Annotated in this window: 35 protein-coding genes and 2 pseudogenes; all 37 read left to right on the top strand. The window is 29.9% G+C overall.

Going from position 1 to position 22,093, the window contains the following annotated elements; genetic code table 11:
- The first annotated feature begins 115 nt into the window (after positions 1-115).
- The gene (locus LPC13_RS14835) at positions 116-304 is read left to right on the top strand and encodes a hypothetical protein (protein WP_005215034.1); all 189 of its coding nucleotides are present in this window, start codon (positions 116-118) and stop codon (positions 302-304) included.
- A 136-nt stretch (positions 305-440) separates the two neighbouring features.
- Positions 441-728 carry a hypothetical protein gene (locus tag LPC13_RS14830; RefSeq protein WP_005215035.1) on the top strand — a complete coding sequence of 96 codons (288 nt, stop codon included), beginning with the start codon at positions 441-443 and terminating at the stop codon, positions 726-728.
- Positions 712-891: a hypothetical protein gene (locus LPC13_RS14825; RefSeq protein WP_005215037.1), complete on the top strand. Its 180-nt coding sequence runs from the start codon at positions 712-714 to the stop codon at positions 889-891. The genes LPC13_RS14830 and LPC13_RS14825 overlap by 17 nt, the downstream gene beginning before the upstream one ends.
- Before the next feature lie 16 nt (positions 892-907).
- Complete coding sequence (locus tag LPC13_RS14820; RefSeq protein ID WP_005215039.1) at positions 908-1,138, top strand: hypothetical protein; 231 nt, start codon at positions 908-910, stop codon at positions 1,136-1,138.
- Positions 1,139-1,345 (top strand): hypothetical protein, encoded by a 207-nt coding sequence (locus LPC13_RS14815; protein ID WP_005215041.1) that lies wholly within the window; start codon positions 1,139-1,141, stop codon positions 1,343-1,345.
- 99 nt (positions 1,346-1,444) lie between these two features.
- Positions 1,445-1,594, top strand: coding sequence for a hypothetical protein (locus tag LPC13_RS14810; protein ID WP_005215044.1), 150 nt, complete (start codon positions 1,445-1,447; stop codon positions 1,592-1,594).
- Positions 1,587-2,015, top strand: a complete 429-nt coding sequence (locus LPC13_RS14805; RefSeq protein WP_005215046.1) for a single-stranded DNA-binding protein — start codon at positions 1,587-1,589, stop codon at positions 2,013-2,015. Before LPC13_RS14810 ends, LPC13_RS14805 begins: the two co-directional genes overlap by 8 nt.
- Positions 2,015-2,215, top strand: coding sequence for a hypothetical protein (locus tag LPC13_RS14800; protein ID WP_005215048.1), 201 nt, complete (start codon positions 2,015-2,017; stop codon positions 2,213-2,215). Before LPC13_RS14805 ends, LPC13_RS14800 begins: the two co-directional genes overlap by 1 nt.
- A 35-nt stretch (positions 2,216-2,250) precedes the next feature.
- Complete coding sequence (locus tag LPC13_RS14795; RefSeq protein WP_005215050.1) at positions 2,251-3,282, top strand: nucleoid-associated protein; 1,032 nt, start codon at positions 2,251-2,253, stop codon at positions 3,280-3,282.
- Positions 3,283-3,294: 12 nt separating this feature from the next.
- On the top strand, positions 3,295-3,822 hold the full coding sequence (locus tag LPC13_RS14790; protein ID WP_005215052.1) for a hypothetical protein: 528 nt from the start codon (positions 3,295-3,297) through the stop codon (positions 3,820-3,822).
- A 30-nt stretch (positions 3,823-3,852) separates the two neighbouring features.
- Positions 3,853-4,005 carry a hypothetical protein gene (locus LPC13_RS14785; RefSeq protein WP_005215054.1) on the top strand — a complete coding sequence of 51 codons (153 nt, stop codon included), beginning with the start codon at positions 3,853-3,855 and terminating at the stop codon, positions 4,003-4,005.
- 359 nt (positions 4,006-4,364) lie between these two features.
- Positions 4,365-4,931, top strand: a complete 567-nt coding sequence (locus LPC13_RS14780; RefSeq protein WP_005215056.1) for a cysteine hydrolase — start codon at positions 4,365-4,367, stop codon at positions 4,929-4,931.
- A gap of 124 nt (positions 4,932-5,055) precedes the next feature.
- The gene (locus tag LPC13_RS14775; protein ID WP_234088966.1) at positions 5,056-5,244 is read left to right on the top strand and encodes a hypothetical protein; all 189 of its coding nucleotides are present in this window, start codon (positions 5,056-5,058) and stop codon (positions 5,242-5,244) included.
- A gap of 183 nt (positions 5,245-5,427) precedes the next feature.
- Positions 5,428-5,643, top strand: coding sequence for a hypothetical protein (locus LPC13_RS14770; RefSeq protein ID WP_005215058.1), 216 nt, complete (start codon positions 5,428-5,430; stop codon positions 5,641-5,643).
- Positions 5,644-5,711: 68 nt separating this feature from the next.
- Positions 5,712-6,389, top strand: coding sequence for a BRO-N domain-containing protein (locus tag LPC13_RS14765; protein ID WP_005215061.1), 678 nt, complete (start codon positions 5,712-5,714; stop codon positions 6,387-6,389).
- 64 nt (positions 6,390-6,453) lie between these two features.
- Entirely contained in the window at positions 6,454-6,642 is a 189-nt protein-coding gene (locus LPC13_RS14760) for a hypothetical protein (protein WP_005215062.1), read from the top strand.
- A gap of 81 nt (positions 6,643-6,723) precedes the next feature.
- Complete coding sequence (locus LPC13_RS14755) at positions 6,724-8,499, top strand: PBSX family phage terminase large subunit (RefSeq protein WP_234088965.1); 1,776 nt, start codon at positions 6,724-6,726, stop codon at positions 8,497-8,499.
- A gap of 171 nt (positions 8,500-8,670) precedes the next feature.
- Positions 8,671-9,243, top strand: coding sequence for an HNH endonuclease (locus LPC13_RS14750; RefSeq protein WP_051040722.1), 573 nt, complete (start codon positions 8,671-8,673; stop codon positions 9,241-9,243).
- Positions 9,244-9,400: 157 nt separating this feature from the next.
- Positions 9,401-9,670, top strand: a pseudogene (locus LPC13_RS14745) (terminase large subunit); the annotation flags it as partial.
- A gap of 48 nt (positions 9,671-9,718) precedes the next feature.
- Complete coding sequence (locus LPC13_RS14740) at positions 9,719-11,080, top strand: phage portal protein (protein WP_407080857.1); 1,362 nt, start codon at positions 9,719-9,721, stop codon at positions 11,078-11,080.
- Between the two features lie 12 nt (positions 11,081-11,092).
- Positions 11,093-12,280 (top strand): phage minor capsid protein, encoded by a 1,188-nt coding sequence (locus LPC13_RS14735; protein ID WP_234088963.1) that lies wholly within the window; start codon positions 11,093-11,095, stop codon positions 12,278-12,280.
- Positions 12,281-12,282: 2 nt separating this feature from the next.
- A complete protein-coding gene (locus LPC13_RS14730) occupies positions 12,283-12,540 on the top strand; it encodes a crAss001_48 related protein (protein WP_234088962.1) in 258 nt (85 codons plus the stop codon).
- Complete coding sequence (locus LPC13_RS14725) at positions 12,540-12,809, top strand: DUF6275 family protein (protein WP_234088961.1); 270 nt, start codon at positions 12,540-12,542, stop codon at positions 12,807-12,809. The genes LPC13_RS14730 and LPC13_RS14725 overlap by 1 nt, the downstream gene beginning before the upstream one ends.
- Positions 12,763-13,086: a DUF3307 domain-containing protein gene (locus LPC13_RS14720; RefSeq protein ID WP_320414759.1), complete on the top strand. Its 324-nt coding sequence runs from the start codon at positions 12,763-12,765 to the stop codon at positions 13,084-13,086. Before LPC13_RS14725 ends, LPC13_RS14720 begins: the two co-directional genes overlap by 47 nt.
- A 124-nt stretch (positions 13,087-13,210) precedes the next feature.
- The gene (locus tag LPC13_RS14715; protein WP_234088959.1) at positions 13,211-13,804 is read left to right on the top strand and encodes a phage scaffolding protein; all 594 of its coding nucleotides are present in this window, start codon (positions 13,211-13,213) and stop codon (positions 13,802-13,804) included.
- A 24-nt stretch (positions 13,805-13,828) separates the two neighbouring features.
- A complete protein-coding gene (locus tag LPC13_RS14710) occupies positions 13,829-14,722 on the top strand; it encodes a capsid protein (protein WP_234088958.1) in 894 nt (297 codons plus the stop codon).
- 2 nt (positions 14,723-14,724) lie between these two features.
- Entirely contained in the window at positions 14,725-14,979 is a 255-nt protein-coding gene (locus LPC13_RS14705) for a hypothetical protein (RefSeq protein WP_234088957.1), read from the top strand.
- A 16-nt stretch (positions 14,980-14,995) separates the two neighbouring features.
- Positions 14,996-15,337, top strand: coding sequence for a head-tail connector protein (locus tag LPC13_RS14700; protein WP_005215087.1), 342 nt, complete (start codon positions 14,996-14,998; stop codon positions 15,335-15,337).
- 2 nt (positions 15,338-15,339) lie between these two features.
- On the top strand, positions 15,340-15,774 hold the full coding sequence (locus LPC13_RS14695) for a DUF6751 family protein (protein WP_234088956.1): 435 nt from the start codon (positions 15,340-15,342) through the stop codon (positions 15,772-15,774).
- Positions 15,774-16,130, top strand: a complete 357-nt coding sequence (locus LPC13_RS14690) for a minor capsid protein (RefSeq protein WP_234088955.1) — start codon at positions 15,774-15,776, stop codon at positions 16,128-16,130. Before LPC13_RS14695 ends, LPC13_RS14690 begins: the two co-directional genes overlap by 1 nt.
- A complete protein-coding gene (locus LPC13_RS14685; protein WP_234088954.1) occupies positions 16,127-16,552 on the top strand; it encodes a chloramphenicol resistance protein in 426 nt (141 codons plus the stop codon). The genes LPC13_RS14690 and LPC13_RS14685 overlap by 4 nt, the downstream gene beginning before the upstream one ends.
- 3 nt (positions 16,553-16,555) lie before the next feature.
- Positions 16,556-17,038, top strand: a complete 483-nt coding sequence (locus LPC13_RS14680) for a phage tail tube protein (RefSeq protein ID WP_234088953.1) — start codon at positions 16,556-16,558, stop codon at positions 17,036-17,038.
- A 12-nt stretch (positions 17,039-17,050) separates the two neighbouring features.
- Positions 17,051-17,392: a DUF6673 family protein gene (locus LPC13_RS14675; protein ID WP_234088952.1), complete on the top strand. Its 342-nt coding sequence runs from the start codon at positions 17,051-17,053 to the stop codon at positions 17,390-17,392.
- A 134-nt stretch (positions 17,393-17,526) separates the two neighbouring features.
- The gene (locus LPC13_RS14670; RefSeq protein ID WP_234088967.1) at positions 17,527-18,135 is read left to right on the top strand and encodes a bacteriophage Gp15 family protein; all 609 of its coding nucleotides are present in this window, start codon (positions 17,527-17,529) and stop codon (positions 18,133-18,135) included.
- Between the two features lie 90 nt (positions 18,136-18,225).
- A complete protein-coding gene (locus LPC13_RS14665; RefSeq protein WP_234088951.1) occupies positions 18,226-20,868 on the top strand; it encodes a phage tail tape measure protein in 2,643 nt (880 codons plus the stop codon).
- The gene (locus tag LPC13_RS14660; RefSeq protein WP_005215103.1) at positions 20,865-21,710 is read left to right on the top strand and encodes a phage distal tail protein; all 846 of its coding nucleotides are present in this window, start codon (positions 20,865-20,867) and stop codon (positions 21,708-21,710) included. Before LPC13_RS14665 ends, LPC13_RS14660 begins: the two co-directional genes overlap by 4 nt.
- A 12-nt stretch (positions 21,711-21,722) precedes the next feature.
- Positions 21,723-22,093: pseudogene (locus LPC13_RS14655) on the top strand (hypothetical protein); the annotation flags it as partial.

The raw sequence follows: 22,093 nt of genomic DNA, 5'->3' as shown, positions 1-22,093 counted from the left end.
GGATATAATGTGGGGAAAAGGTAATTATCAAGAGAATTATATAAAGATAAGAGAAAATAGAGATATTGTTTAGTTCGTAATTCAAATATATTAAGAAATAGAAGGAGAGGTAAATATGAAAGAAGAAAATATAAAAGTTAATTATGAAACTATAGGAGTTATGGAGCAAAGAAACTTAATTGAAGCTACAAGAAATTTAGGTAAAGCAATGACTAAGGAAGAGTATTTTTCTATAATGCTTGTTTACCAAAGAGTTATAGATAGACTTGTAGGCGAAGCAGAAAAGCAAGGAATAGAGATATAATCTATTACACAATTCAAAAAAATTGTGATGTAAAACAATAGATAAAAACTAAAAGAACAAAAGATAAACTTTACATAATGTTGAGTTATGTGAATAAAATTTTCAAAATAGGGCATTTTTGGAGGAGATGAATTTTATGGTTAATAATACTCTAGAAAATAAAGGTGTCACTAAAGAATGTGCTAAATATTGCATGCAAAGTATAGTAAGGCTTTTAAATGGAGATATTAAGAAGTTTGAAGAATATGCAACTAAAGCATTGGAGATAAACAGAGAAATAGAAGAGAAAGTTAGTTGGACAAGCTGTTCTTTTAAAGTAAATGGGAAGAAAGTAGAAGCAAAGATTAACATGAAAACACAAGAGATAAGAGATTTAGAAGGTAATCTTTTAAGAGAAGGTGTTATTGTTGGGGATAGTAATTAATTTAATAGTTATAGCATCTGCAACTATTGTAATTTTAATTATATCGGCTATTGTAGTTGGTTCTAAATATGAAAAAGAGTTTATGACTAGCTGGGAAAAATGTAACGGAAATTGCAGGAGCTGTAAAGATGCAGGTCAATGTATGAATAGACCTTATAAGTAAAAGGAGGGTAGAATTTATGAAATGTTCTCATGAAAGATTGAGTAAAACAATTAATAGTGAAGTTTTATTTTGTAATGATTGTGGAGAAATTATTGACTTTCAAAGTGAAATATTAAAGGGTAAAAATGAAAAGTTAGTTAGTGAAAATAATGAATTAAAAGCATGGATAAGGGAAGTTGAATTAAAAAATGATGCACTAGAAAAAGAAAATGATATCCTTAGAAAATGCTTAAAAGAGGTTTTATAGATGAAGATATTTCAAATTGAAGCTAATTTAAATGTTAGACATTTATATGTTGTTGAAGCCGAAACAAAAGAAGAAGCTAAATCTTTCATTGAAGAAAAAGAAAGATGTAAAGGCGAATGGAAAGATAGAGCTCATGTTAAAGATAAGGTTTGGTTAGGAAATATATCAAACCAAGCGATAGAAATAAAAGAGATTTGGGAGGAATAGACATGGAAACAAATTATGAATGGATACCAGTTACTAGAGAGGAAGTTATGAATAATAATCCTTATACACCAATAGTTGAAAAAGGAATAGAAGAGATTGATGATTAAGAAAAGTATTATAGGACAGTTGAAAGATGGAACTAGATATAACATAAGAGGAAATGAACTAATTATAAACAATAGAGTATGGTTCAAGGGAACTAAAGAAGAGATAGAAAAATATATGGAGGAGAGATTGAACAATGAATAAAGTAGTGATTATAGGGAGACTTACAAAAGATCCAGAGCTTAAATATACTCCAGGAAATGGAACAGCAGTAACAACATTAACTTTAGCAGTTGATAATTACAATAGTAAGAGTGGAGAAAAGGGCGCAGATTTTATTCCGGTAGTGATATGGGGGAAGCAAGCTGAAAATACTGCTCAATATATGGTTAAAGGAAATCAGATTGCTATAAGTGGTAGAATTTCAACTAGGTCATATGATGCAAAAGATGGTAGTAAAAGATATGTAACAGAAGTAGTAGCAGATATGTTTAATGGAGTGCAGTTTTTATCTAAGAGCAATGGAACTAATAGTACAAGCAATAATACTGAAAATGATGTGTTTAATGGAATGAATTTTGCAGATGATATGACACCAGTAGATGATGGAGATATGCCATTCTAATGGATACATCAAGGAAAATACTAACTAATAAAGATACATGTTATTTTTGTATTTACTTTCAACAATTAAGTAGCAATGGAAGAAAAACTTGTAGTGGAAGATGCAAAGTAACAGGAAGAATATATTCAAGGGCTAATAAAGCATGCAAAAAGAATTTTAGAAGTAAGGACCAAATTGGACTGTTCGGTATATCCGAATAGTTCAGGTCCTGATAAAAAGAGAGGTATTAGATAATATGGAATATATAAACGATATAAACATTCAAGAAGCAGTAATTAATGTATTAGATAATAATGGAGCTGAACCAATTTTAAATGAATTTACTTTAGAATTAACGGAAGATACTTATAAATTTTTATATAAGCATATAGAAAAATGTTTAAAAGATGAAGAATTAAAAACAGCAGTATTTAATCCAGAAAGAAATATAGTTAGAGAAATAACTAAGGATTATTTAAATGGAATGGATAAAGATTTTATAGAGTTATCTAAAGAATTATCTAAGCAGTTATTTTCAATAATGAAATGTAATTGCAATATACCATCATGTGATTTCATAACAGTATCTTTGATTACAGATATAGGACCACTTATAGGGATACTTAAGATGGATTATGTTAACACTTTTACTCATCAAATAGATATTTTTGACAATAAAATAGCAGTTGGATTATTAAAACATGGTTTAACTTTACCTGGAAGCAGTCAAAAGATACAGAAAGCAGCATTTGTTAAACCTACAAGAGAAAAAGCAAAATGCGATTTATATATCTTAGATAAAATGAAGAATGTAAAAAGTGATGATGAATATGGAATTAATTACTGGACAAACTCATTCTTAAATTCTTGTATAGTCACAAATGAAAGGGATAATACTAAAGTCTTTATGAGAGCATCTGAAACTTGGATAAGAAATAACTTAATAGAAGATGCTGAAAAGGCTGAAAAGATAAGAAGAGAAATTAAAGAGAAGTTAGTAGCTGAAGATAATATAAATGTTGAAGAAGTAGCCGAAAATCTATTAGGGCCTGGACAAAAAGAAGACTATAGAATGTTTATGGCCAGAAATTGTGATGAAGAGTTTACAATAGATAAGAAGTATGTGGAAAAGAAACTTAAAAGGGTTAGATTAAAGATTGATAAGGATATAGATTTATATATTAACCAAGAAGCATATAAAGACGCATCAAAGTTTGAAATACAAAGAAATGGTGATGGAAGTATCAATATGATAATTAAGAATGTTGTAAACTACATTGAGAAATAAGGAGGAAAACTTATGGAAAATGGGAAAAGAGAGTTTAAGATTATAGAAGATAAACTTTATAATTTCTTTAATAAAGAAAAGAAGATAGCAACTTTAAACTATCGTATAGAGATATTAAAGAAGCAAATAGAAAAAATTGATCAAGAGCTTAAAGATTGTGATGTGAGCATAGAAATAGAAAGTAGTAGTCCAAGTTTTGAGGAGAGAGTTCAAAGTTCATCAGATGGTACAAGCTATGCAGAGAGAGAAGTTATAAGAATAACTGATTTAAAACTAAAGAGAAAAGCTGAGAAGGAAGTTGAAATAGAAGAGTTTTTAGCATTAATAGATAAAATAGAATTAGATAATGCTATATTAGAATATAATTTACAATTTATTAATGAAGAATGGCATAAATTATTAGAACTTAAATATAAAGATAAAAAAAGTGAGCAACAAATAGCAATTGAAATGAATATGAGTCAATCACAAGTTAATAAGATAAAACAAAAAGTTATATTTGATATTAAGAGATGGGAAGAGTGGAGAGAAAAGAGTTAATTGAAATAATTATTAAGGAGATAAATAGTAATGAGAAATTTAAAAGAATATATTAAAGACTTAGAAGTTAATGTATTAAAAGATTTGTTAGAGCAGTATAAATGGGAAACGGAGTGTAAACTTGATAGCCATTTAGAAAAGATAAATTTAATTGAAAAAGAATTGAAATTAAGACTTAACTAATTCGCAGTTCAAAAATAGGAGGTTGTTATGTGGGGAGAATTTTGTGATATATATTCACCATCAGCTGAAGAAAAAATGAAATTAATTTATTTATTAAAAGGTTAAATTCAGATATCCAAAGATTAGATTTAGATAAAGATGAATTAATTATGATAGTTGAAAATTTATATAGAGAATAATTTGAAATTATTGCGAACTAAATAATAAAATTTGATCCTTGAAAATTGAATAGTACGGTATTGTAAAAATATGTTATAATTAATTTATAATGGTATTATATTGTACAACAACTATAATATGCAAAGTATTAAATGTTGTATAATTAATATAATTTTAAGTATAAATTAGGAGGGATTAATTTGAGACCAGCATTAGTAATAATTGATATGCAAAATTGGTTTTTTAGAAGCGCAGAAAGAAGAGTAAGGTTGCCAAAACTTATTTCATCAATCAATGAACTTATAGATATTGCGAGTGAAAAAGAAATTCCAATATATCAGGTTTTAACTATACATAAAAGCGATAGGTCTACTTGGAACATTGTTATGAAGAAACATAATATTGCTGCATTACTTGAAGGTAGTAAAGAAGCAGAATTGTTACCTCAAATAAAATTTGATAATTCACAAGAAGTTCTTATAAAGACAAGACAAAGCACCTTTATAAGAACTAACTTTGAAGAAAAGTTAAGAGAACAAAATGTGGACACTCTGATTTTATGCGGAGTTTTTACTCATGGTTGCGTTGGGAGAACAGCAGTTGATGCCTATGAGAGAGATTTTAATGTAATATTGGCAAAGGATGCATCTTTTAGTCATGTGAAAAATCAAGAAGAAGCAATGTTTGAAGTCATTAAACAAGAGCAAGAACAATCCATACTAACTAATGATGAAATAAAGAAATTACTTGTAAATATAAGGTCATAATATTAATCTATTACAAACTCAAAATTAAATATAAAATAATAAAAATACCGTACTATTCAAATGAATATGCGGTATTTTTTAGTTCGCAATTCAAAAATATTAAGAAATAGAAGGAGAGGTAAAGATGAAAGAAGAAAATATAAGAATTAATTATGAAACTATAGGAGTTATGGAGCAAAGAAACTTAATTGAAGCTACAAGAAATTTAGGGAGAGCAATGACTAAGGAAGAGTATTTTTCTATAATGCTTGTTTACCAAAGAGTTATAGATAGACTTGTAGGCGAAGCAGAAAAGCAAGGAATAGAGATATAATCTATTACGCAATTCAAAAAGATGGAATAAAACAGGAATAAAAGAGGAATAAATACATTGAAAAAATGTGCTATTATAAGTATATGAACGAAATCAGTTAACCCCCTTTTATAAATATGTATTAATAAAAAGCATCTACCTTTCACGTAGGTGCTTTTTTATATGTAAGTGAGGTGAGAATATATGGAGAAAGAATATTTAATATTAAAATGCAATAACAAAAAATGTAATAAAACAACTATTGTCTTATTAAGAGAAGTAGATTTTAAAGGGTTCTTAGTATGTTCTCATTGCTCAAGTAAAAAGGTAAAAGTGGTAGGAAGTACAGATGATGCTCGAGAATGCATGGGACATGCAGTTTACAAAAGAGAAAAAGGTGCTATGAAGCAAATAAGGTAATATCAGTATCTACCAATAATGGTAGGTGCTTTTTTTATACATAAAAATATAAAAGGAGTTGTTGTAGTATGTTAAAAGTTCTATTAGAAAAGAATGTTAGAATGATATGGTCAAATAATGGAAATGAAGTTTGGTTTAGTGCAAATGATGTTGCTGATGAATTAGGAGTAATTAATATAAGACAGTTATTGCCGAATATTGATAAAGAGTATAAAAGGAAATTTAAAGAATCAGATGTATATAAAGTATACAACCGAAACTTTGAATCACCTTTGAATAATAGAGGAGAGCTATTTATTTCAGAGGAGGCAGTTTATAATATTTCATTTAGAAGTAATAAGCCAGAAGCTAAACTATTTACTAAGTGGGTAAGTACTGTATTAAAACAAATAAGAGTAAATGGTTATTATATAGCAAATGAAAAAGATGAGCAGTGGATAGGAATAAGAACGGACAGTAAAAGAACTAGAAGAGAGTTTACTGATGAAGTTCAGGAGTTTGTTCATTATGCGATTAAGCAAGGAAGTAATAAACCTAATATGTACTATATGCATTTTACAAAGTTAGTAAATGAAAAGTTAGGAATACCTAAAGGGACTAAAAGAGAAGATTTAGATCAAGGTATTTTAATGGATATAATGGCTTTGGAAAGAGTAATGTCAATGAAATTACCTAAGCTTATTAATAAAGAAATGAATTATAAAGAAATTTATAAAGAGATAAAGAAACTAATTGAAATAATATAGTTATAGATTAACATAAAGTAATAAAAAAATACTATGTTTAATAAAATAACATAGGGGTGAATATATGGGTTGGCATAAATACAAAAATAAATCTGGCTATTATTACAGAGGAAGAACCAAATCAGGTAAATACTACACTAAGGGAACAGGTAGTAGTGGGCTTGATGGTACATTAGGAATATTTGAGATTATATTATTAATTGTATTTTTTATATTTTTATATAAAGTATTTAAGCCATATTTTTATTGGTGAATAATAACTAGTATAATTCTAAGAACTCATATTTATGGGTTCTTTTTATTTTATATTTATTAGGCAGGTGGTGTATATGTAATGGCTAGAGTAAGAAGTCCAGCAAGGGACGAAGCGTTTGAGATTTATAAAAAACATAATGGTAATATAGATTTAGTTGAAATAGCTAAGATATTATCACTATCACCAGGAACGATTAGAGGATGGAAAGCTAAGGATAAATGGGATAGTGAATTAAACGGAACGCTCCAAAAGAATAGGGAACGTTCCAATAAAAAAGTTAATAAAAAATGTAGTAAGAAAGAGCCTATTGCAGATGAAGTTAAAGAGGTACTAGAGAATACTGAATTAACTGAAAAGCAACGACTCTTTTGTATTTATTACATTGAGAACTTTAATGCAACTAAAGCATATAAAAAAGCTTATGGTTGTAGTTATGATACAGCTAAGGTTGAAGGATGTAAAAGTCTAACAAAACCTAACATCAAAAAAGAAATACAAAGGCTAACTAAAGAGTGCTTAGAAGAGGAAGAAGTAGAGGCTAAGTTACTAAATAAAAGATTATTTGAAACTTATATGAAAATAGCATTTAGCGATGTAACTGACTATTTAAGCTTTGGTAGAAAAGAAATAAAAGTATTTTCAGATGATGGACCAGAAACAATAGAAGTTAACTATGTAGACTTTAAGGAAAGCACAGAAGTTGACGGGAGTATAATTAGTGAAATTAAGCAAGGAAAAGATGGAGTAAGCATTAAATTACAAGACAAAATGAAGGCCATGCAATGGTTAGATACTCACTATGGAGAAGGAACACCTGAACAACAAGCTAAAATTGATAAGTTAAAAGCTGAAACATTAAAACTTAATCCACCAGAAGCTATTATTGATGGAAAACCATTTGAATTACCAGCAAGAGTAATAGCTCCACCTTACTTAGCAGCTTTATATGATATTGAAGATAAAGAACATAGGGAATATATATTTTATGGTGGAAGAGGTTCTACTAAATCGAGTTTTGTTGGTTTAGAGATAATTAACCTTATAAAGAAAAATCCAACTATGCATGCTTTAGCTTGTAGGCAAGTATCAAATACACTTAAGGATTCTGTTTATAATCAAATTAAGTGGGCAATAAGTGCTTTAGATTTAGATGATGAGTTCTACTGTACAGTATCTCCAATTGAAATAACCTATAAACCAACTGGACAAAAGATTTTCTTTAGAGGTGCAGATGATCCTACAAAGATAAAATCTATAAAACCACCATTCGGTTACATTGATATACTCTGGCTAGAGGAACTGGATCAATTTGCAGGACCTGAAGCAGTAAGAAGTATCGAACAGTCAGCAATCCGTGGCGGTGATGATGCTTATATATTTAAATCATTTAACCCACCTAAGACAGCTAATAACTGGGCAAACAAATATATTAAAATACCAAAAGACAATCAGTATCAGCTTCATACAACTTACTTAGATGTTCCTAAGAAATGGTTAGGTAAAACATTTATAGAAGAGGCAGAACATTTAAAAGAAGTAAACTACACTGCTTATGAGCATGAATACTTAGGTATTGCTAATGGTAATGGTGGTAATGTATTTGATAATGTTGTTATTAGAGAAATTAGTGATGATGAAATTAAAGTATTTGATAGAATTTATCATGGAGTTGACTGGGGATATTATCCTGATAAATATGCTTATACAAAGAGCTACTTTGATGCAGCTAGAAGAAAGCTTTATATATTTGATGAGTATTGCTGCAATAAAAAATCTAATAAAGAAACTTATACTGAATTAGTAGAAAATCATGGAGTAACACCTAACGATCTAATTATTTGTGATAGTGCTTAATGGTTAGGCACTTAACTTGGTTAATTGCTGGAAACCCCTAAAGCTTTAAGTACCTAAATGGTAACAATCTTAAAGATAATACAATGGGCAATCAGCAGCAATGTTATAATTTTTTTTGTTTTATGCAATAACTGTATCGCAATATGGTATAATTATATTGAGGTGGTTAGTATGAAACAAATAAATAAAATTAAAGGATTCGAAGATGTTAAAGATGGATATTATATTCTTAAAAATGGTAAAGTATTAAGTTACTGTGATTTGCATGGAGGGCTAAAAAAAGAGCCTAAAGAACTAAAACAATATAAAAAAACTGGTGGTTATTTAAATGTGGCATTAGTTTTGAATACTAATAAAGTTAGTTATGTAAGGGTCCATAGATTGGTAGCTGGAGCATTTATACCAAATGTGGAAAACAAACCGTATGTGAATCATATAGATGAAAACAGAGAAAATAATGATGTTAGTAATCTAGAGTGGGTTACACCAAAAGAAAATAATTTACATTCTTTAAGTAAAGAAGTATATGTTTATGATTTAGACGGCAATTTGATTAAAATTTATAGCCATTCAAGAGAGTGTGTAGAAGATGGGTTTAATCAAGGGCATGTATGTGCTTGTGCTAGAGACGAAGAAAGAAGCCATAAAAAACATATATTTAGTTATAAACCTTTAAATATAAATGACATTGTTCAACGACTATCGAAACCATACTATCTAAAAAAAGATAGTAGAAGGAAGTAGAGTACATTCAAGTGAATGGAAACGCCAAGCAATAAAAGACCTTAACGGTCTTTTTTTATTGAAGATATAGTCTAGACTTATATGAAAGTATAAGCAGTTCGTAAGAGAACGGCATAAGCTTAACGAACTTATGTGAATAAAATAGGAACCAAAATCAGTAGGAGATTATAAATCTTATGGATTATTTGCTAGAGGGGCAGAGAAAGGCCCTGATAGTGTTAATTATTCTATGAAATGGTTACAATCATTAACTGAAATTATTATTGACAATAAAAGAGCTCCTAACTGTGCTGAAGAATTTATGGATTATGAGTATGAGAGAGATAAAAATGGTGATGTTATTAGTGGATATCCTGATAAAAACAACCATTGTATTGATTCAGTACGCTATGCCTTAAATAACATTTGGAAGAAGAGAGGGCAATAAATAATGTTTGAGAAATTTAAAGGTTTTATACAAAAGGTGGTGAATAAGATGTTTAATAAAGGAACTATACAAGAAGCTTTAAAAGTAGATGTAGCTGTAAGTAATGAAATGGCTAATGCTATAGATTTATGGAGTATGATATATGAAAATAAAGCACCTTGGTTAAATAATAATGTTAAATCATTAAACTTAGGAGCCACAATTGCAAGTGAAGTAGCTAGAATGGTTACTATAGAATTTAAGTCAGAAATAACTAAGAATGACTATTTAAATGATCAATACCAAAGAGTATTAAAAGATTTAAGGCGATATGTAGAATATGGTTGTGCTAAAGGTGGTTTAGTGTTTAAACCATATATAAATGGGGAAGAGATAGCAGTTGATTATGTACAGGCTGATAGATTTTATCCAACTCAATATAACTCTAAAGGTGAAGTTACTGCAGCTGTATTCTTAGAACAAAAGATAGAAGGTAAGAAAACTTACACTAGGCTTGAATATCATGAGTTAAATAATAATGAATATATAATTAATAACACTGCATATGTAAATGAAACAGCTTTAATAGGAAATAATAGCAATGGAGATTTAGGGAAGCCAATAGCACTAACTGAAGTTGATGAATGGGCAAGTTTAGAACCATCAACAACTATAACAAATGTTAACAAACCGTTATTTGCTTATTTTAAGATACCATTTGCAAATACAATTGATTTTAGTTCTCCTTTAGGAACTTCTATTTATTCTAGGAGTATTGATTTAATAAAACAAGCTGATGAGCAATGGGGCAGAATACTATGGGAATATGAAGGTAGTGAATTAGCTATAGATGTTGATGTAACTTCATTTAGAAAAGATGAACATGGCAATTTAAATATTCCGCAAGGAAAAGAAAGATTGTATAGAAGAATAGATCTTGATGATAATAATAGTAAATGGAATGTATTTTCACCTGCTATAAGGGATTCAGCTTACTTTAATGGACTTAATAATATTCTTAAAAGAATAGAGTTTAATTGTGGTTTATCTTATGGAACAATTAGTGATCCACAGGAAGTAGATAAAACTGCTACTGAAATAGTTAGTTCTAAACAAAGAATGTACTCTACAGTAAATGATATTCAAGGAGCATTAGAAAATGCATTAGATAATTTGATTTATGCCATGAGCGTTTGGGCAAAGCTAGCAAAATTCTCTATGGATAAATATGAAGTTTCATATAACTGGGATGATAGCATTGTAGTTGATAAAGATACTGAATTAGCAAGTATGCAAGCTGATGTTGCAGCAGGAATTATTAGACCAGAGCTTTATATAATGAAGAAATATGGTGTAACAGAAGAAGAGGCTATTAAGATGATGCCTAAAGTAGAGAATACATTAACTAAATCACCTTTTGATGAGGAATAGAGGTGTTAACTTATGGCTTTAACTCCAAAACAACTTCAAAATATTCCTGAAAATATAGTTCAGCTTTATAGAGATTTAGAAGAGTTTATCATTGATGATATTGCTAGAAGAATAGCTAAAACTGGGCAGCTTACTGAAACTGCTAAATGGCAACTAGAAAGAGCTAAAGATTTATCTATGGATGATATAGAAAAGGAAATACAAAGAGTTTTAGGATTAGCTAATAAAGATATAGAGAATACCTTTAAACAAAGTGCTTTAACTTCAATACAGGCTGAGAATAAAATCTATGAAGAGGCAGTTAAGAAACAGATTAAGATAAAAGGTAACAGTAATCTTGAAAAATTATTAGAAGCAGCAATAAAGCAAACAAAAGGAGAACTTAAGAATATAAGTCAATCTTTAGGATTTGCTCAGATTATAAATGGAAAGATAGTTTATAAAGATATAGCAAAGTTTTATCAAGATAGTGTAGATTTAGCACTTATGCAAGTTAATAGTGGTGTTTTAAATTCAAATGAAGCTATTAAACAAGCTGTTAAGAAATTAGCTGATAGTGGCTTAAGAACTATTGATTATGAGAATGGTTGGAGTAATAGAGTTGATGTTGCTGTAAGAAGAGCAGTAGTAACTGGAAGTAATCAGATGTGTCATAAAATGACTGAGTTAACCATGAAAGAATTAGAGTGTGAGTTTGTAGAAACTACAGCTCATGCAGGAGCAAGACCAGATCATCAAGAATGGCAAGGACAAGTTTTCTGTTATAAAGGTAAGAGTGACAAATATCCTGATTTTGTAGAGAAAACTAGATATGGTTATGGAGATGGACTTGGAGGATATAACTGCAGACATAGTTTTTATCCATTTTTTCCTGGAATAAGCAAAAGAGCTTATAGTGAACAACATCTTAACAATATAGATCCAGAACCATTTGAATATGATGGTAAAACTTATACTTACTATGAAGCACTTCAACGCCAAAGGAAGTTAGAAACTAATATAAGGCAAAAGAAAAGAGAACTTATAGGATATAATGCAGCAGGATTAAAAGATGATTTTAATAATAGCAGTATTGCATTAAATAGGCTTAAGAATGAATATAAAGCATTTTCTAATGCAGGAGATTTAACTGTAAGAAATGATTTAATGCAAGTATATAAATATGGACAAAGTATATCTCAAAAAGCAAGGAGAAAATGAAAATGAATTTAAAAGAAACAGTTCCAATGATGGAAAGTGCAGATTATAAAGAAAGGTTTAAAGCAGAATACAATCAATTAATTATTAGAAGAAATGGTTTAAGTAATATGTTAAGAAAATATAAAGCAGGAACTTTACCTTTTCCACCTTCGTGTAGTTATGATTTACTTCATGGCCAATTAAAAGCTATGGATCTATATGCGACTTATTTAGAAGAAAGAGCTGAAATAGAAAATATAGAATTAGGAGGGAATAAATAATGGGTGAAAAAGAATTTTTAGCATGGTGTAAACAAGAAGTATGTGATTATACTAATAGACATTTAGATAAGACAGATAAAAAGGAAATCACAACGGATGATGTGTTTATGGTATGGAGTTGTAAAACATTGCAAAATAATAAAGCACTACTTAGTACAACTTTATTTGATGGAATGTATTATGAGTGTACATACAATGGAGATAAAAAAGAAATGTATGTAGATGCTTATAAGAAATGGGAAAATTATAAGGTTGAAAAAAATGATTAATACAATATTTATTTTGATTCTTTGTCATTTAATTGGCGATTATGTTTTACAGTGTGATTTTATAGCTAAGACAAAGGGGAGTAATACATATCATATGTTTGTACATTGTATGTTATATTCGCTACCTTTTGTTATATGCTTTGGACTAGATTGGAGAATATATTTTATTATACTTATACATTTGTTTATAGATCCATTGAAAGCTAAATATAATAAAACAAATTACTTTGTGGACCAATTATTACATTATATAACATTATTAATATTTTTAGTTTAGATAAGTCTTAGTAAACTAAGGCTTTTTATTATGCTTAAAAACTGACCTACCTTACAAGTCGTTAAACTGTAAAAGGCAATATGAGAAGCGACCTCGTAAAAAGCGTAATTGGAGGAGAGAAAATATGCAAAGAAAATTTTTAGAAGAGTTAGGTTTAGAGAAAGAAGTTATTGATAAGATAATGGCTGAAAATGGAGCTGATATTGAAAAGCAAAAGAAGGCTACAGAAAAAGCTACTCAGGACCTAGAAAAGTACAAAGCAGAAAATGAGGGCTTAAAAACTCAATTAAGTGAGGCAAACACTCAAATTCAATCATTTAAGGAAATGGACATTGATGGTATTAAGGCTAGTGCTGAAGAATGGAAAACAAAATATGAAACAGATACTAAAGCTCTTAATGAAAAGATTGCAGCTAAAGATTATGACTATGCTATTAAAGACTTTATGAGCCAATTTAAGTTTATTGATGATGATGTTAAAGAAACAGTTATTAATAAGTTTAAATCTAAGGAATTTAAGCTAGAAGAAGGAAAATTCTTAGGCGGTGAGGACTTTATGAAGGAATATAAAGAAAATCATAAATCTTTATTTGTATCAGATGAACCACAAGATCCAATTCCTGAAATAGTTAAACCTACTGGAGGAAGTAATCCACCAGGAGACTCAAATCCATTTAAGTTTAATTTTATGGGCGTAAGACCTGTAAATAAAGAATAATAAAAAGAAAGAAGGTATTAAATTATGTCAGCATTAAATTATGCAAAAGAATATTCACAAGCGTTAGCGCAAGCATTCCCTTATTCACTTTATTTTGGAGCATTATACAATACTCCTAATAATGGTAGATACAAATGGACTGGAGCAAAGACAATAGAAATTCCAACTATCTCAACTACAGGAAGAGTTGATGCAGATAGAGATACTATTGGAAATGCAGCAAGAAATTATAACAATGCATGGGAAACTAAAGTATTAGAAAATCAAAGAAAATGGAGTACTTTAATTCATCCCGCAGATATTGACCAAACTAACTATGTAGCTTCAATAGCTAATATTACTCAAGTTTATAATGAAGAGCAAAAGTTCCCTGAAATGGATGCATACACAATATCAAAGATATATGCAGATTGGACAGGTCAAAGTAAGACAGCTTCTACAACTGCATTAACTGAAGAAAATGTATTAGCTGAATTTGATGCTTTAATGGAAAAAATGGATGAAGCTAGAGTGCCAGTAACAGGAAGAATACTTTATGTTACTCCAGCTATAAACACATTAATAAAAAATGCTAAGCAAATAACAAGAACAATTAATGTTGAAACAGCTGAATCTACAATAAATAGAAAAGTATCTAGAATTGATGAAGTTGAAATAATTGCAGTTCCATCAACATTAATGAAAACAGTATATGACTTTACTACTGGTTGGGTAGCAGGTGGAGGTGCAAAACAAATACATATGGTATTAATACACCCAGTAGCAGTGATTACTCCAGTATCTTATCAATTTGCTCAATTAGATTCACCATCTGCAACTACAGAAGGTAAATACTACTACTATGAAGAGTCTTTTGAAGATGTATTCATCTTAAATAAAAAGGCTGATGCGATTCAATTTGTTATCCAAGGAGAATAAGCATGAAAATAGTAATGAAAAAGAACAAGCAATTGCAAGTGCCTGATGAAAAACTAGAAGAATTTTTGGCTTTAGGATATAACGAAATTGATTCAGAGGGGAAAGTTGTTTCAGTTGGAAAAGCAACCACTTTAGCTGCATATGAAGCTGAAAATAATATGCTTAAAGCTGAAAATGCTCAATTAAAAGAAGAGATAGAAAAGCTTAAAGCTGAAAAAAATAAGGATCTAGAAAAAAAGTCTAAAGGAAAGGCTTAATTAGTAGGAGGTATTTATGGCTGCAGTAGTAGATTATGAGTATTATTCAGTTAACTATGGAGGTGATGAAATGCCTCCTATGAAGTTTTATGCTCTAGAAATTAGAGCTAGAAAGTATATAGATAGCATGACTTTCAATAGAATTGATTATTCAAAGAGAGTTATGGAAGAAGTTAAATTAGCTATATGTGCTGTTGTTAGTGTTATTAATAAGCATGATAGTAAACAAATAGTATCTGAAAAGACTGGTGATAATTCAGTAACATACGTTACTTCTAATATATCAAAGGAGAAGGAAATGTATAAAGAGGTAAAAATGTACTTAGCTGATACAGGCCTTTTATTTAGGGGGATATAGCTATGATTACAAATGCAGATATAACCTTATATAACAAGTTTTTTGACAAAGCAGAGAAATGTATCAAGTATAAAAGAAGCTACCTTAAAGGAGTTAACTACAGAGTACGAGATAGTGTTAGTGTATCTGGGAAAGGCGTAAGTGCTAAAAATGAAGTTGTTATTTATATACCATTTAGCATATATGCAGGAGAAAAAAAATATCTAAAGCCTAAAAAATATGAGGTTTTGGATGAATTAGAAAAAGAAAATTATTTTACTTTAAATAATGGAGATATTGTTGTAAATGGAATTATAGATTTTGAGTTAACAGGTGAAAAAACTAATAATTTTAAAACTTTAAATGAAATTTATGATGATGTTTCTGTTATAAGTACTGTTATAACATACGACTGTGGAAGTGATTATATGAAACATTGGAAGGTGGTGTGCTGTTAATGGCTACTAAAGTAACTATTAATTTAGATTCAGTAGAAAAAATACTCCTTAAAAGGAAGTTAAATAATAATGGAGAAGCACAACTATTTTTTACAAGTGAGATTGCAAGACTATCAGAACCTTATGTCCCATTTCAAGGTGGAGACTTAAAAAATAAGAAAACTATAAGTAAGAATAAAATTACTTATAATATGCCTTATGCTAGAAGACAGTATTTTGAGAATGCCGGATATGGTCAAGAAGGAAATAGCAAAGGTGGATTAAGAGGTAAACTCTGGTGCAAAAGAATGTGGGCCGATAAAGGGAAAGGCATTTGCAAGAGTGTAGCTCAATTCGTAGGAGGTAGGGCAGAATGATTATAGAAAGTTTAAAAGATTATATTTCAACTTGTCCTTATCTTTATGAGTTTAATAAAGAAATAAATGTAGATTATTTAGATGATGATTCAACTACATATTCAATTGAAGAAGTTCCATGTGAGCCTATTATTAAAAAATATTTAAATGGAGATACAAAAAGGCAATATGATTTCATTTTTGCTAGCAGGGAGTCTTATGGTCCAGATGTATTTCAAAATATTGAAAACAGTGGTTTTTATGAAGATTTTGCAAGTTGGATAGAAGAAGAATCCTTTAATAATAATTTACCTGATTTAGGAGAAGGTAGAGAGCCTATAAAAATTGAGGTATCTACTACTGGATATGCATTTCAAACTGATATAAATCAAGCACGTTATCAAATTCAATTAAAATTAATTTATTTTCAAAGGAGGCGTTAAATAATGGCTATTAGAGCAAGAAGAATGGAAGCAGATTACTTAAAAGTTGGTGAAGATTTTGAATTTTTAGGGGCAGGATTTACTGCTATTGATGAAAAACCTAATTCTCAAACTAAGGAAGTTAGATATATAAATGATGCTAGTTCATCTACTTCAGTAGTAGGGTATAAATGGCAATCTGATTTTACAGGAGATCAAATTGTTAATGATAAGGCTATAGAATTTATAACAAACATAGGTAAAGAATTGAAAACTGGTGGAGACTGTGAATCTGAATATATAAAAGTTGATTTAGATAAGGAATCAAATACTTCTGGAAGTTATTATGCTAGAAAATTCAAAGTAGCTATTCAAGTATCTGAGTTCCCTAATACAGATGGTGACTTAGGATTATCAGGTGTATTCTTAGGATTAGGAGATCCAGTTATAGGTACTTTTAATACTAAGGAAAAATCATTCACAGAAGGATTTGTAGCTAAAGCTTAGGAGGCAATATAAATGTTAAATATAAATGGTGTAGAATTAGAATTTGACTTACTAGATGCTGATACTGCTGAAAAATATGATGAATGTATGAAAGAAATACATAAAATAAAAGATAAAGTAGTTGGGATGAGTGTTGGAGAAAGCATAAGATACCAATGTAACATTATTTTTGATTGTTTTGATGCAATTTTTGGAGAAGGAACAGCTTTTGAGGTTTTCAATGGAAAGGCTAATTTAAGAATATGTTTAGAAGCTTTAGAATCTTTAGTAACAGAAGCTAATAAACAAGTAACTGATATGGATAAAAAATATTCTAAATATTCTCCAAATAGAGCAACAAGAAGAGGAAAATAATTTTGAAGCTTCTAAATTTTACAATGTTAGTCGAAGTAATATAACTCAATGTTGCAAACATAAGCGAAGAAGTGCTGGAAAGTTAGAAAATGGAGAGAAACTTATTTGGGCTTATTTAAGTGAGGTGAATTTTTATTAATTTACTTATTGATTTATTGCCAACTACAATAGATATTGAAGGTATAGAGTATGAAATCAATAGTGATTTTAGGACTAGTATTCTTTTTGAACTTTTAATGCAAGATTTAGAACTTTCAGAAGAGGAAAAGATAATACAAGCGTTAACATTGTATTATAAGAAATGGCCTCATAATATAGAAAAAGCTATTGATAAAATGTTGTGGTTTTACAGTTGTGGGAAAAATAAAAATTTAAAATCTAATAAAAATAAGAGTGGTTCTAATGCTGAACAAATATATTCATTTGATTACGATGATGAGTATATTTATTCAGCTTTTTTGGACCAATACAGAATAGACTTGAATGATATAGAGTATTTACATTGGTGGAAGTTTAAAGCAATGTTTAAGGCTCTTAAAGAGGATAATGAGATAGTAAAAATAATGGGATATAGAGCTATTGATTTATCTAAAATAGAAGATAAAAATCAAAAAGAACATTATAAGAAAATGAAAAAACTATATGAAATTCCTTTAGCTATTTCTAAGGATGAACAAGAGAAGATAGATAAAATCAATGAAATCTTAAGGAATGGCGGAGATATTTCCCAAATATTAAAATAATATTTTTTTATATGGTAAAATACAATAAATAAGGAATCTTAAAGCACTTTTTAAAGGTGCTTTTTTATTTTTATTTTTTTATGCAAGGAGGTGATTTTTATTAGTGATGGAAGAATAGTGATTGATACTGAAGTAGATAGTAGTGGGGCAGAGCAAGGAATAAGCAAATTAAGTAGTGTTGCTAGTACTGGTTTAAAAGGCGTTGCTACAGTTGTTGCTGGAACTGCAACTGCTATAGGTGGTCTTGGAGTTGCTGCAACAAAAGTAGGTATATCTTTTGAATCAGCTATGTCACAATGTGCAGCGACAATGGGACTAACGGCAGAGGAAATAGCTAATGGGTCTGAATCATTTGAAATGTTAGAAAAGGCTGCAAAAGATGCAGGAGCAACTACACAGTTTAGTGCATCCCAAAGTGCAGAGGCATTAAATTTTTTAGCTCTAGCAGGCTATGATGCCGAAAAGGCAGTTAAAACATTACCAACAGTTTTAAATTTGGCTGCTGCTGGTGGAATGGAACTTGGGGAAGCGTCTGATATGGTAACTGATGCTATGTCAGCACTTGGAGATAAAGCTGGCACTGCTGAAAGTTTTGTTGATAAATTGGCAAAAACATCTCAAAAATCTAACACAAGTGTTGCTCAATTAGGGCAAGCTATATTAACTGTTGGTGGTACTGCAAAAGTTCTTTCTGGTGGAGTAGATGAAATGAATACCGTTCTTGGAATTTTAGCTGATAATGGTATTAAAGGTGCAGAAGGTGGAACAGCACTTAGAAATATGATTTTAAGTTTAACAGCTCCAACAGATACTGCTGCAGAAGCTATTGAAAGTTTAGGATTGCAAGTTCTTGATGCCGAAGGTAACATGAGGCCAATGAATGATATATTTAATGATCTAAATGGCACTCTTAGCACTATGACTCAAGGTGAGCAAACACAAGTATTAAATAAAATTTTCAATAAAGTTGATTTAAAATCTGTTAATGCTCTATTAGCTAATTCGGGGGAAAGGTTTGATGAATTAAGCGGATATATTGCTAATTGTGATGGTGCTGCAGCAGACATGGCTGAAACCATGAATGATAATCTACAAGGTAAAATGACTATTTTAGGTAGTTCGCTTGAAGGTTTAGGAATACAAATATATGAGAAATTAGAAGGTCCTCTTAAAACTGCTGCTGATACTGCTATAGAATCTCTTGGAAATATAGCAGAGAGTTTAAATAGTGGTGATTTAGGTGGTAGAATTGATAAATTAGCTGAAGCGTTTGGAAATATGATAACTAAAATAGCTGAAGGTGTAGAAACATGGCTACCTAGAATTGTTGAAGCTTTAACATGGTTACTTGAAAATAGTAACACTATAGCTACAGGAATTATTGCTATAGGGACTGCTATGCTAACTCTTAATGTTGCGAATATGATATTAGGAGTGGTAAAAGCCTTTAAAGGAGTTACTACAGCAACACAAGCTTGGAAGATTGCGCAAGACTTATTAAATTTATCAATATTGGCTAATCCAATAGGATTGATAATAGCGGCAGTAGCTGGGCTTGTAGCTGGAATAGTTTATTTATGGAATACTAACGAAGGATTTAGAAATGCTTGTATAAACGCTTGGAATGCAATAAAAGATGTAGCTGAAAGTGTTTGGGGAGGAATATGTGATTTCTTTACTGTAACAATTCCCGATGCTTGGAACAGTCTTGTTAGTTGGTTTCAAGGCATACCAGAATGGTTTAAAGGTATTTGGGATAGTGTTCTAGCAGTATTCCAAGAGTGGGGAGCAAATATACAATCATTTTTTGCCGAAACTATTCCTAAGGTTATACAAAGTGTTATAGGTTGGTTTAATCAATTACCTGAGAAAATAGGATATGCTTTAGGATATGCTTTAGGAAGCATAGTTAAATGGGGAGTAAATACATGGAACTATTTAACTACAAATGTTCCTATTTGGATTGAAAGTATAGTTAAATATTTTAAAGAATTACCAGGAAAGATATGGACTTGGTTGGTTAATACTTATAATAAAGTTACTACTTGGGGAAGTAACATGTTTAATAAAGCTAAAGAAGTAGGAACTAATTTTATAAACAATATAATAAATTGGTTCAAACAATTACCTGGACAAATATCTACTTGGTTAAGTAATACAATAGCTAAAGTATCTGAATTTGCAACAAATTTAGGAAATAAAGCATTAGAAGCCGGTAAAAATATGGTTAACAACATAATAGATGCAGTTAAAAATTTACCTTCACAAATGGCTAGTATAGGTTCTTCTATAGTTGAAGGGGTATGGAATGGGATAACTTCAATGGGTTCATGGATAGCTGATAAAGTTAGTGGATTCTTTGGAGGTATAGTAGATGGAGCTAAAAAAGCTTTAAAAATAAACTCACCTTCAAAAGTTTTTCGTGATCAAGTAGGGAAATCTATACCTGAAGGTGTTGCAGATGGTATTGAAAAGGGGATGCCAGAGGTTGACAGGCAAATAGATATTAATAGTCGTGAGATGGTTAATAGAATGAAAGCTACAGTAAACTTTGAACATTCAAGAGCTATTCCAACAAGTGTATCCAATATAAATACTAGAAATATCAGTAGTGTAACTAATAACAACGATAATGGAGTTACTCAAAATATCAATATAAATCAACCTGTTAAATCTCCTAGTGAGATTGCTAGAGAAATAAGAAAAGTAGGAAGGGAGCTTGCATTCGTATGATAAATACTAAATTTTTAACATTAACATTAGAGTCTAATGGTGAAGTTTTAGAGCTTGGAAACAATGAATACAAGCTTCTAGAAGTACATGGATTAGAAGCTAGTGATTATGATGTTAACGTAACTGAACATTATAGTGGAATAGGTGGGTATGTAAAGAATAAAAAAATTCTACCTAGAGAAATATATTTTACTGCTGATTGTATGGATTGGAATTCTTGTGAAGAGCAAAGACAAAGATTAATTAAATTCTTTAATCCTTTAAATAGTGGAACTGTTAAAGTTAACTACTGTGGTATTGAAAGATATATAAATTATGAAGTTGAAAGTTTCAAGGATAATAGAACTAATCTTTATGAACAATTAAATTTTACTGTTTATATTATTTGCCCAGATCCCTATTTCTATGAAGCTGAGAAGCTTGAAGAGCTAACAACATGGATTGGAGGATTAAATTTCCCACTTAACTTACCTTTTAATTTAAAACAACGTGGTGAAGATAAAAAAAATATATTCAACGATGGTCATGTAGATACTCCGGTAGAAGTTGTTTTTAAAGGTCCAGCTATTAACCCTAAAATAGTTAATCAAACTACAGGCAAGTTTATACAGGTTAATAGAGAATTAACATCTGAGGATACACTATATATTACAACTGCATATAGAAATAAGAAAGTAGAAATTGAGAGAAATGGAATTAGAACAAATGCTTTTAATTACATAGATTTAGATTCTACTTTTTTTAGTTTATCAGTTGGAGATAATCTGATAGAATATTCTACACAAAGCTTAGAGCCACAAGGTGTAAGTATAAAATATAGTCAAAAATACTTAGGAGTATAAGGAGGTGTTATAGTGGGATATGGCTTTTTTAATGGACAAAATGATTATGGACAAGAAGAATTAGCAAGGTATTTTTCTAACATATATGAAAATGGTGTAAATGTTACTGACTCAGATATGGGAATGAAGGTTACAAGGTACTCTAGTACAAGCCTACGTATTGCAGTAGGATTTGCAATAGTTAATGGATATTACTTGTACCAAGACGTTACTAAGTCTATTACAGTTACTAAAAATAGTACTTACGACAGAATAGATAGAGTAGTAGTTAGATTAGATGTTTCTAATATGAAAGTTAGCATAGAATTAAAACAAGGAACTGCAGCAAGTAATCCAGTTGCACCGTCACTTACTAGAACAACTAGTATATATGAATTATCATT

Origin of the sequence: Clostridium celatum, from assembly GCF_021412605.1 — a bacterium.
Classification (GTDB): domain Bacteria; phylum Bacillota; class Clostridia; order Clostridiales; family Clostridiaceae; genus Clostridium; species Clostridium celatum.
The sequence above is the reverse complement of the archived record's forward strand: the minus strand, read 5'-3'. Positions and strand labels throughout refer to the sequence as shown.

What these genes read in the sequence shown, in the direction of transcription:
- LPC13_RS14730 (WP_234088962.1), top strand. Translation starts at nt 12,283, where the DNA reads ATGAATTTAAAAGAAACAGTTCCAATGATGGAAAGTGCAGATTATAAA.
- LPC13_RS14710 (WP_234088958.1), top strand. Translation starts at nt 13,829, where the DNA reads ATGTCAGCATTAAATTATGCAAAAGAATATTCACAAGCGTTAGCGCAA.
- LPC13_RS14810 (WP_005215044.1), top strand. Translation starts at nt 1,445, where the DNA reads ATGATTAAGAAAAGTATTATAGGACAGTTGAAAGATGGAACTAGATAT.
- LPC13_RS14790 (WP_005215052.1), top strand. Translation starts at nt 3,295, where the DNA reads ATGGAAAATGGGAAAAGAGAGTTTAAGATTATAGAAGATAAACTTTAT.
- LPC13_RS14675 (WP_234088952.1), top strand. Translation starts at nt 17,051, where the DNA reads ATGTTAAATATAAATGGTGTAGAATTAGAATTTGACTTACTAGATGCT.
- LPC13_RS14715 (WP_234088959.1), top strand. Translation starts at nt 13,211, where the DNA reads ATGCAAAGAAAATTTTTAGAAGAGTTAGGTTTAGAGAAAGAAGTTATT.
- LPC13_RS14800 (WP_005215048.1), top strand. Translation starts at nt 2,015, where the DNA reads ATGGATACATCAAGGAAAATACTAACTAATAAAGATACATGTTATTTT.
- LPC13_RS14700 (WP_005215087.1), top strand. Translation starts at nt 14,996, where the DNA reads ATGGCTGCAGTAGTAGATTATGAGTATTATTCAGTTAACTATGGAGGT.
- LPC13_RS14820 (WP_005215039.1), top strand. Translation starts at nt 908, where the DNA reads ATGAAATGTTCTCATGAAAGATTGAGTAAAACAATTAATAGTGAAGTT.
- LPC13_RS14720 (WP_320414759.1), top strand. Translation starts at nt 12,763, where the DNA reads ATGCTTATAAGAAATGGGAAAATTATAAGGTTGAAAAAAATGATTAAT.
- LPC13_RS14705 (WP_234088957.1), top strand. Translation starts at nt 14,725, where the DNA reads ATGAAAATAGTAATGAAAAAGAACAAGCAATTGCAAGTGCCTGATGAA.
- LPC13_RS14815 (WP_005215041.1), top strand. Translation starts at nt 1,139, where the DNA reads ATGAAGATATTTCAAATTGAAGCTAATTTAAATGTTAGACATTTATAT.
- LPC13_RS14830 (WP_005215035.1), top strand. Translation starts at nt 441, where the DNA reads ATGGTTAATAATACTCTAGAAAATAAAGGTGTCACTAAAGAATGTGCT.
- LPC13_RS14795 (WP_005215050.1), top strand. Translation starts at nt 2,251, where the DNA reads ATGGAATATATAAACGATATAAACATTCAAGAAGCAGTAATTAATGTA.
- LPC13_RS14760 (WP_005215062.1), top strand. Translation starts at nt 6,454, where the DNA reads ATGGGTTGGCATAAATACAAAAATAAATCTGGCTATTATTACAGAGGA.
- LPC13_RS14805 (WP_005215046.1), top strand. Translation starts at nt 1,587, where the DNA reads ATGAATAAAGTAGTGATTATAGGGAGACTTACAAAAGATCCAGAGCTT.
- LPC13_RS14725 (WP_234088961.1), top strand. Translation starts at nt 12,540, where the DNA reads ATGGGTGAAAAAGAATTTTTAGCATGGTGTAAACAAGAAGTATGTGAT.
- LPC13_RS14835 (WP_005215034.1), top strand. Translation starts at nt 116, where the DNA reads ATGAAAGAAGAAAATATAAAAGTTAATTATGAAACTATAGGAGTTATG.
- LPC13_RS14680 (WP_234088953.1), top strand. Translation starts at nt 16,556, where the DNA reads ATGGCTATTAGAGCAAGAAGAATGGAAGCAGATTACTTAAAAGTTGGT.
- LPC13_RS14755 (WP_234088965.1), top strand. Translation starts at nt 6,724, where the DNA reads ATGGCTAGAGTAAGAAGTCCAGCAAGGGACGAAGCGTTTGAGATTTAT.
- LPC13_RS14770 (WP_005215058.1), top strand. Translation starts at nt 5,428, where the DNA reads ATGGAGAAAGAATATTTAATATTAAAATGCAATAACAAAAAATGTAAT.
- LPC13_RS14685 (WP_234088954.1), top strand. Translation starts at nt 16,127, where the DNA reads ATGATTATAGAAAGTTTAAAAGATTATATTTCAACTTGTCCTTATCTT.
- LPC13_RS14740 (WP_407080857.1), top strand. Translation starts at nt 9,719, where the DNA reads ATGTTTAATAAAGGAACTATACAAGAAGCTTTAAAAGTAGATGTAGCT.
- LPC13_RS14765 (WP_005215061.1), top strand. Translation starts at nt 5,712, where the DNA reads ATGTTAAAAGTTCTATTAGAAAAGAATGTTAGAATGATATGGTCAAAT.
- LPC13_RS14735 (WP_234088963.1), top strand. Translation starts at nt 11,093, where the DNA reads ATGGCTTTAACTCCAAAACAACTTCAAAATATTCCTGAAAATATAGTT.
- LPC13_RS14690 (WP_234088955.1), top strand. Translation starts at nt 15,774, where the DNA reads ATGGCTACTAAAGTAACTATTAATTTAGATTCAGTAGAAAAAATACTC.
- LPC13_RS14775 (WP_234088966.1), top strand. Translation starts at nt 5,056, where the DNA reads ATGAAAGAAGAAAATATAAGAATTAATTATGAAACTATAGGAGTTATG.
- LPC13_RS14750 (WP_051040722.1), top strand. Translation starts at nt 8,671, where the DNA reads ATGAAACAAATAAATAAAATTAAAGGATTCGAAGATGTTAAAGATGGA.
- LPC13_RS14660 (WP_005215103.1), top strand. Translation starts at nt 20,865, where the DNA reads ATGATAAATACTAAATTTTTAACATTAACATTAGAGTCTAATGGTGAA.
- LPC13_RS14785 (WP_005215054.1), top strand. Translation starts at nt 3,853, where the DNA reads ATGAGAAATTTAAAAGAATATATTAAAGACTTAGAAGTTAATGTATTA.
- LPC13_RS14695 (WP_234088956.1), top strand. Translation starts at nt 15,340, where the DNA reads ATGATTACAAATGCAGATATAACCTTATATAACAAGTTTTTTGACAAA.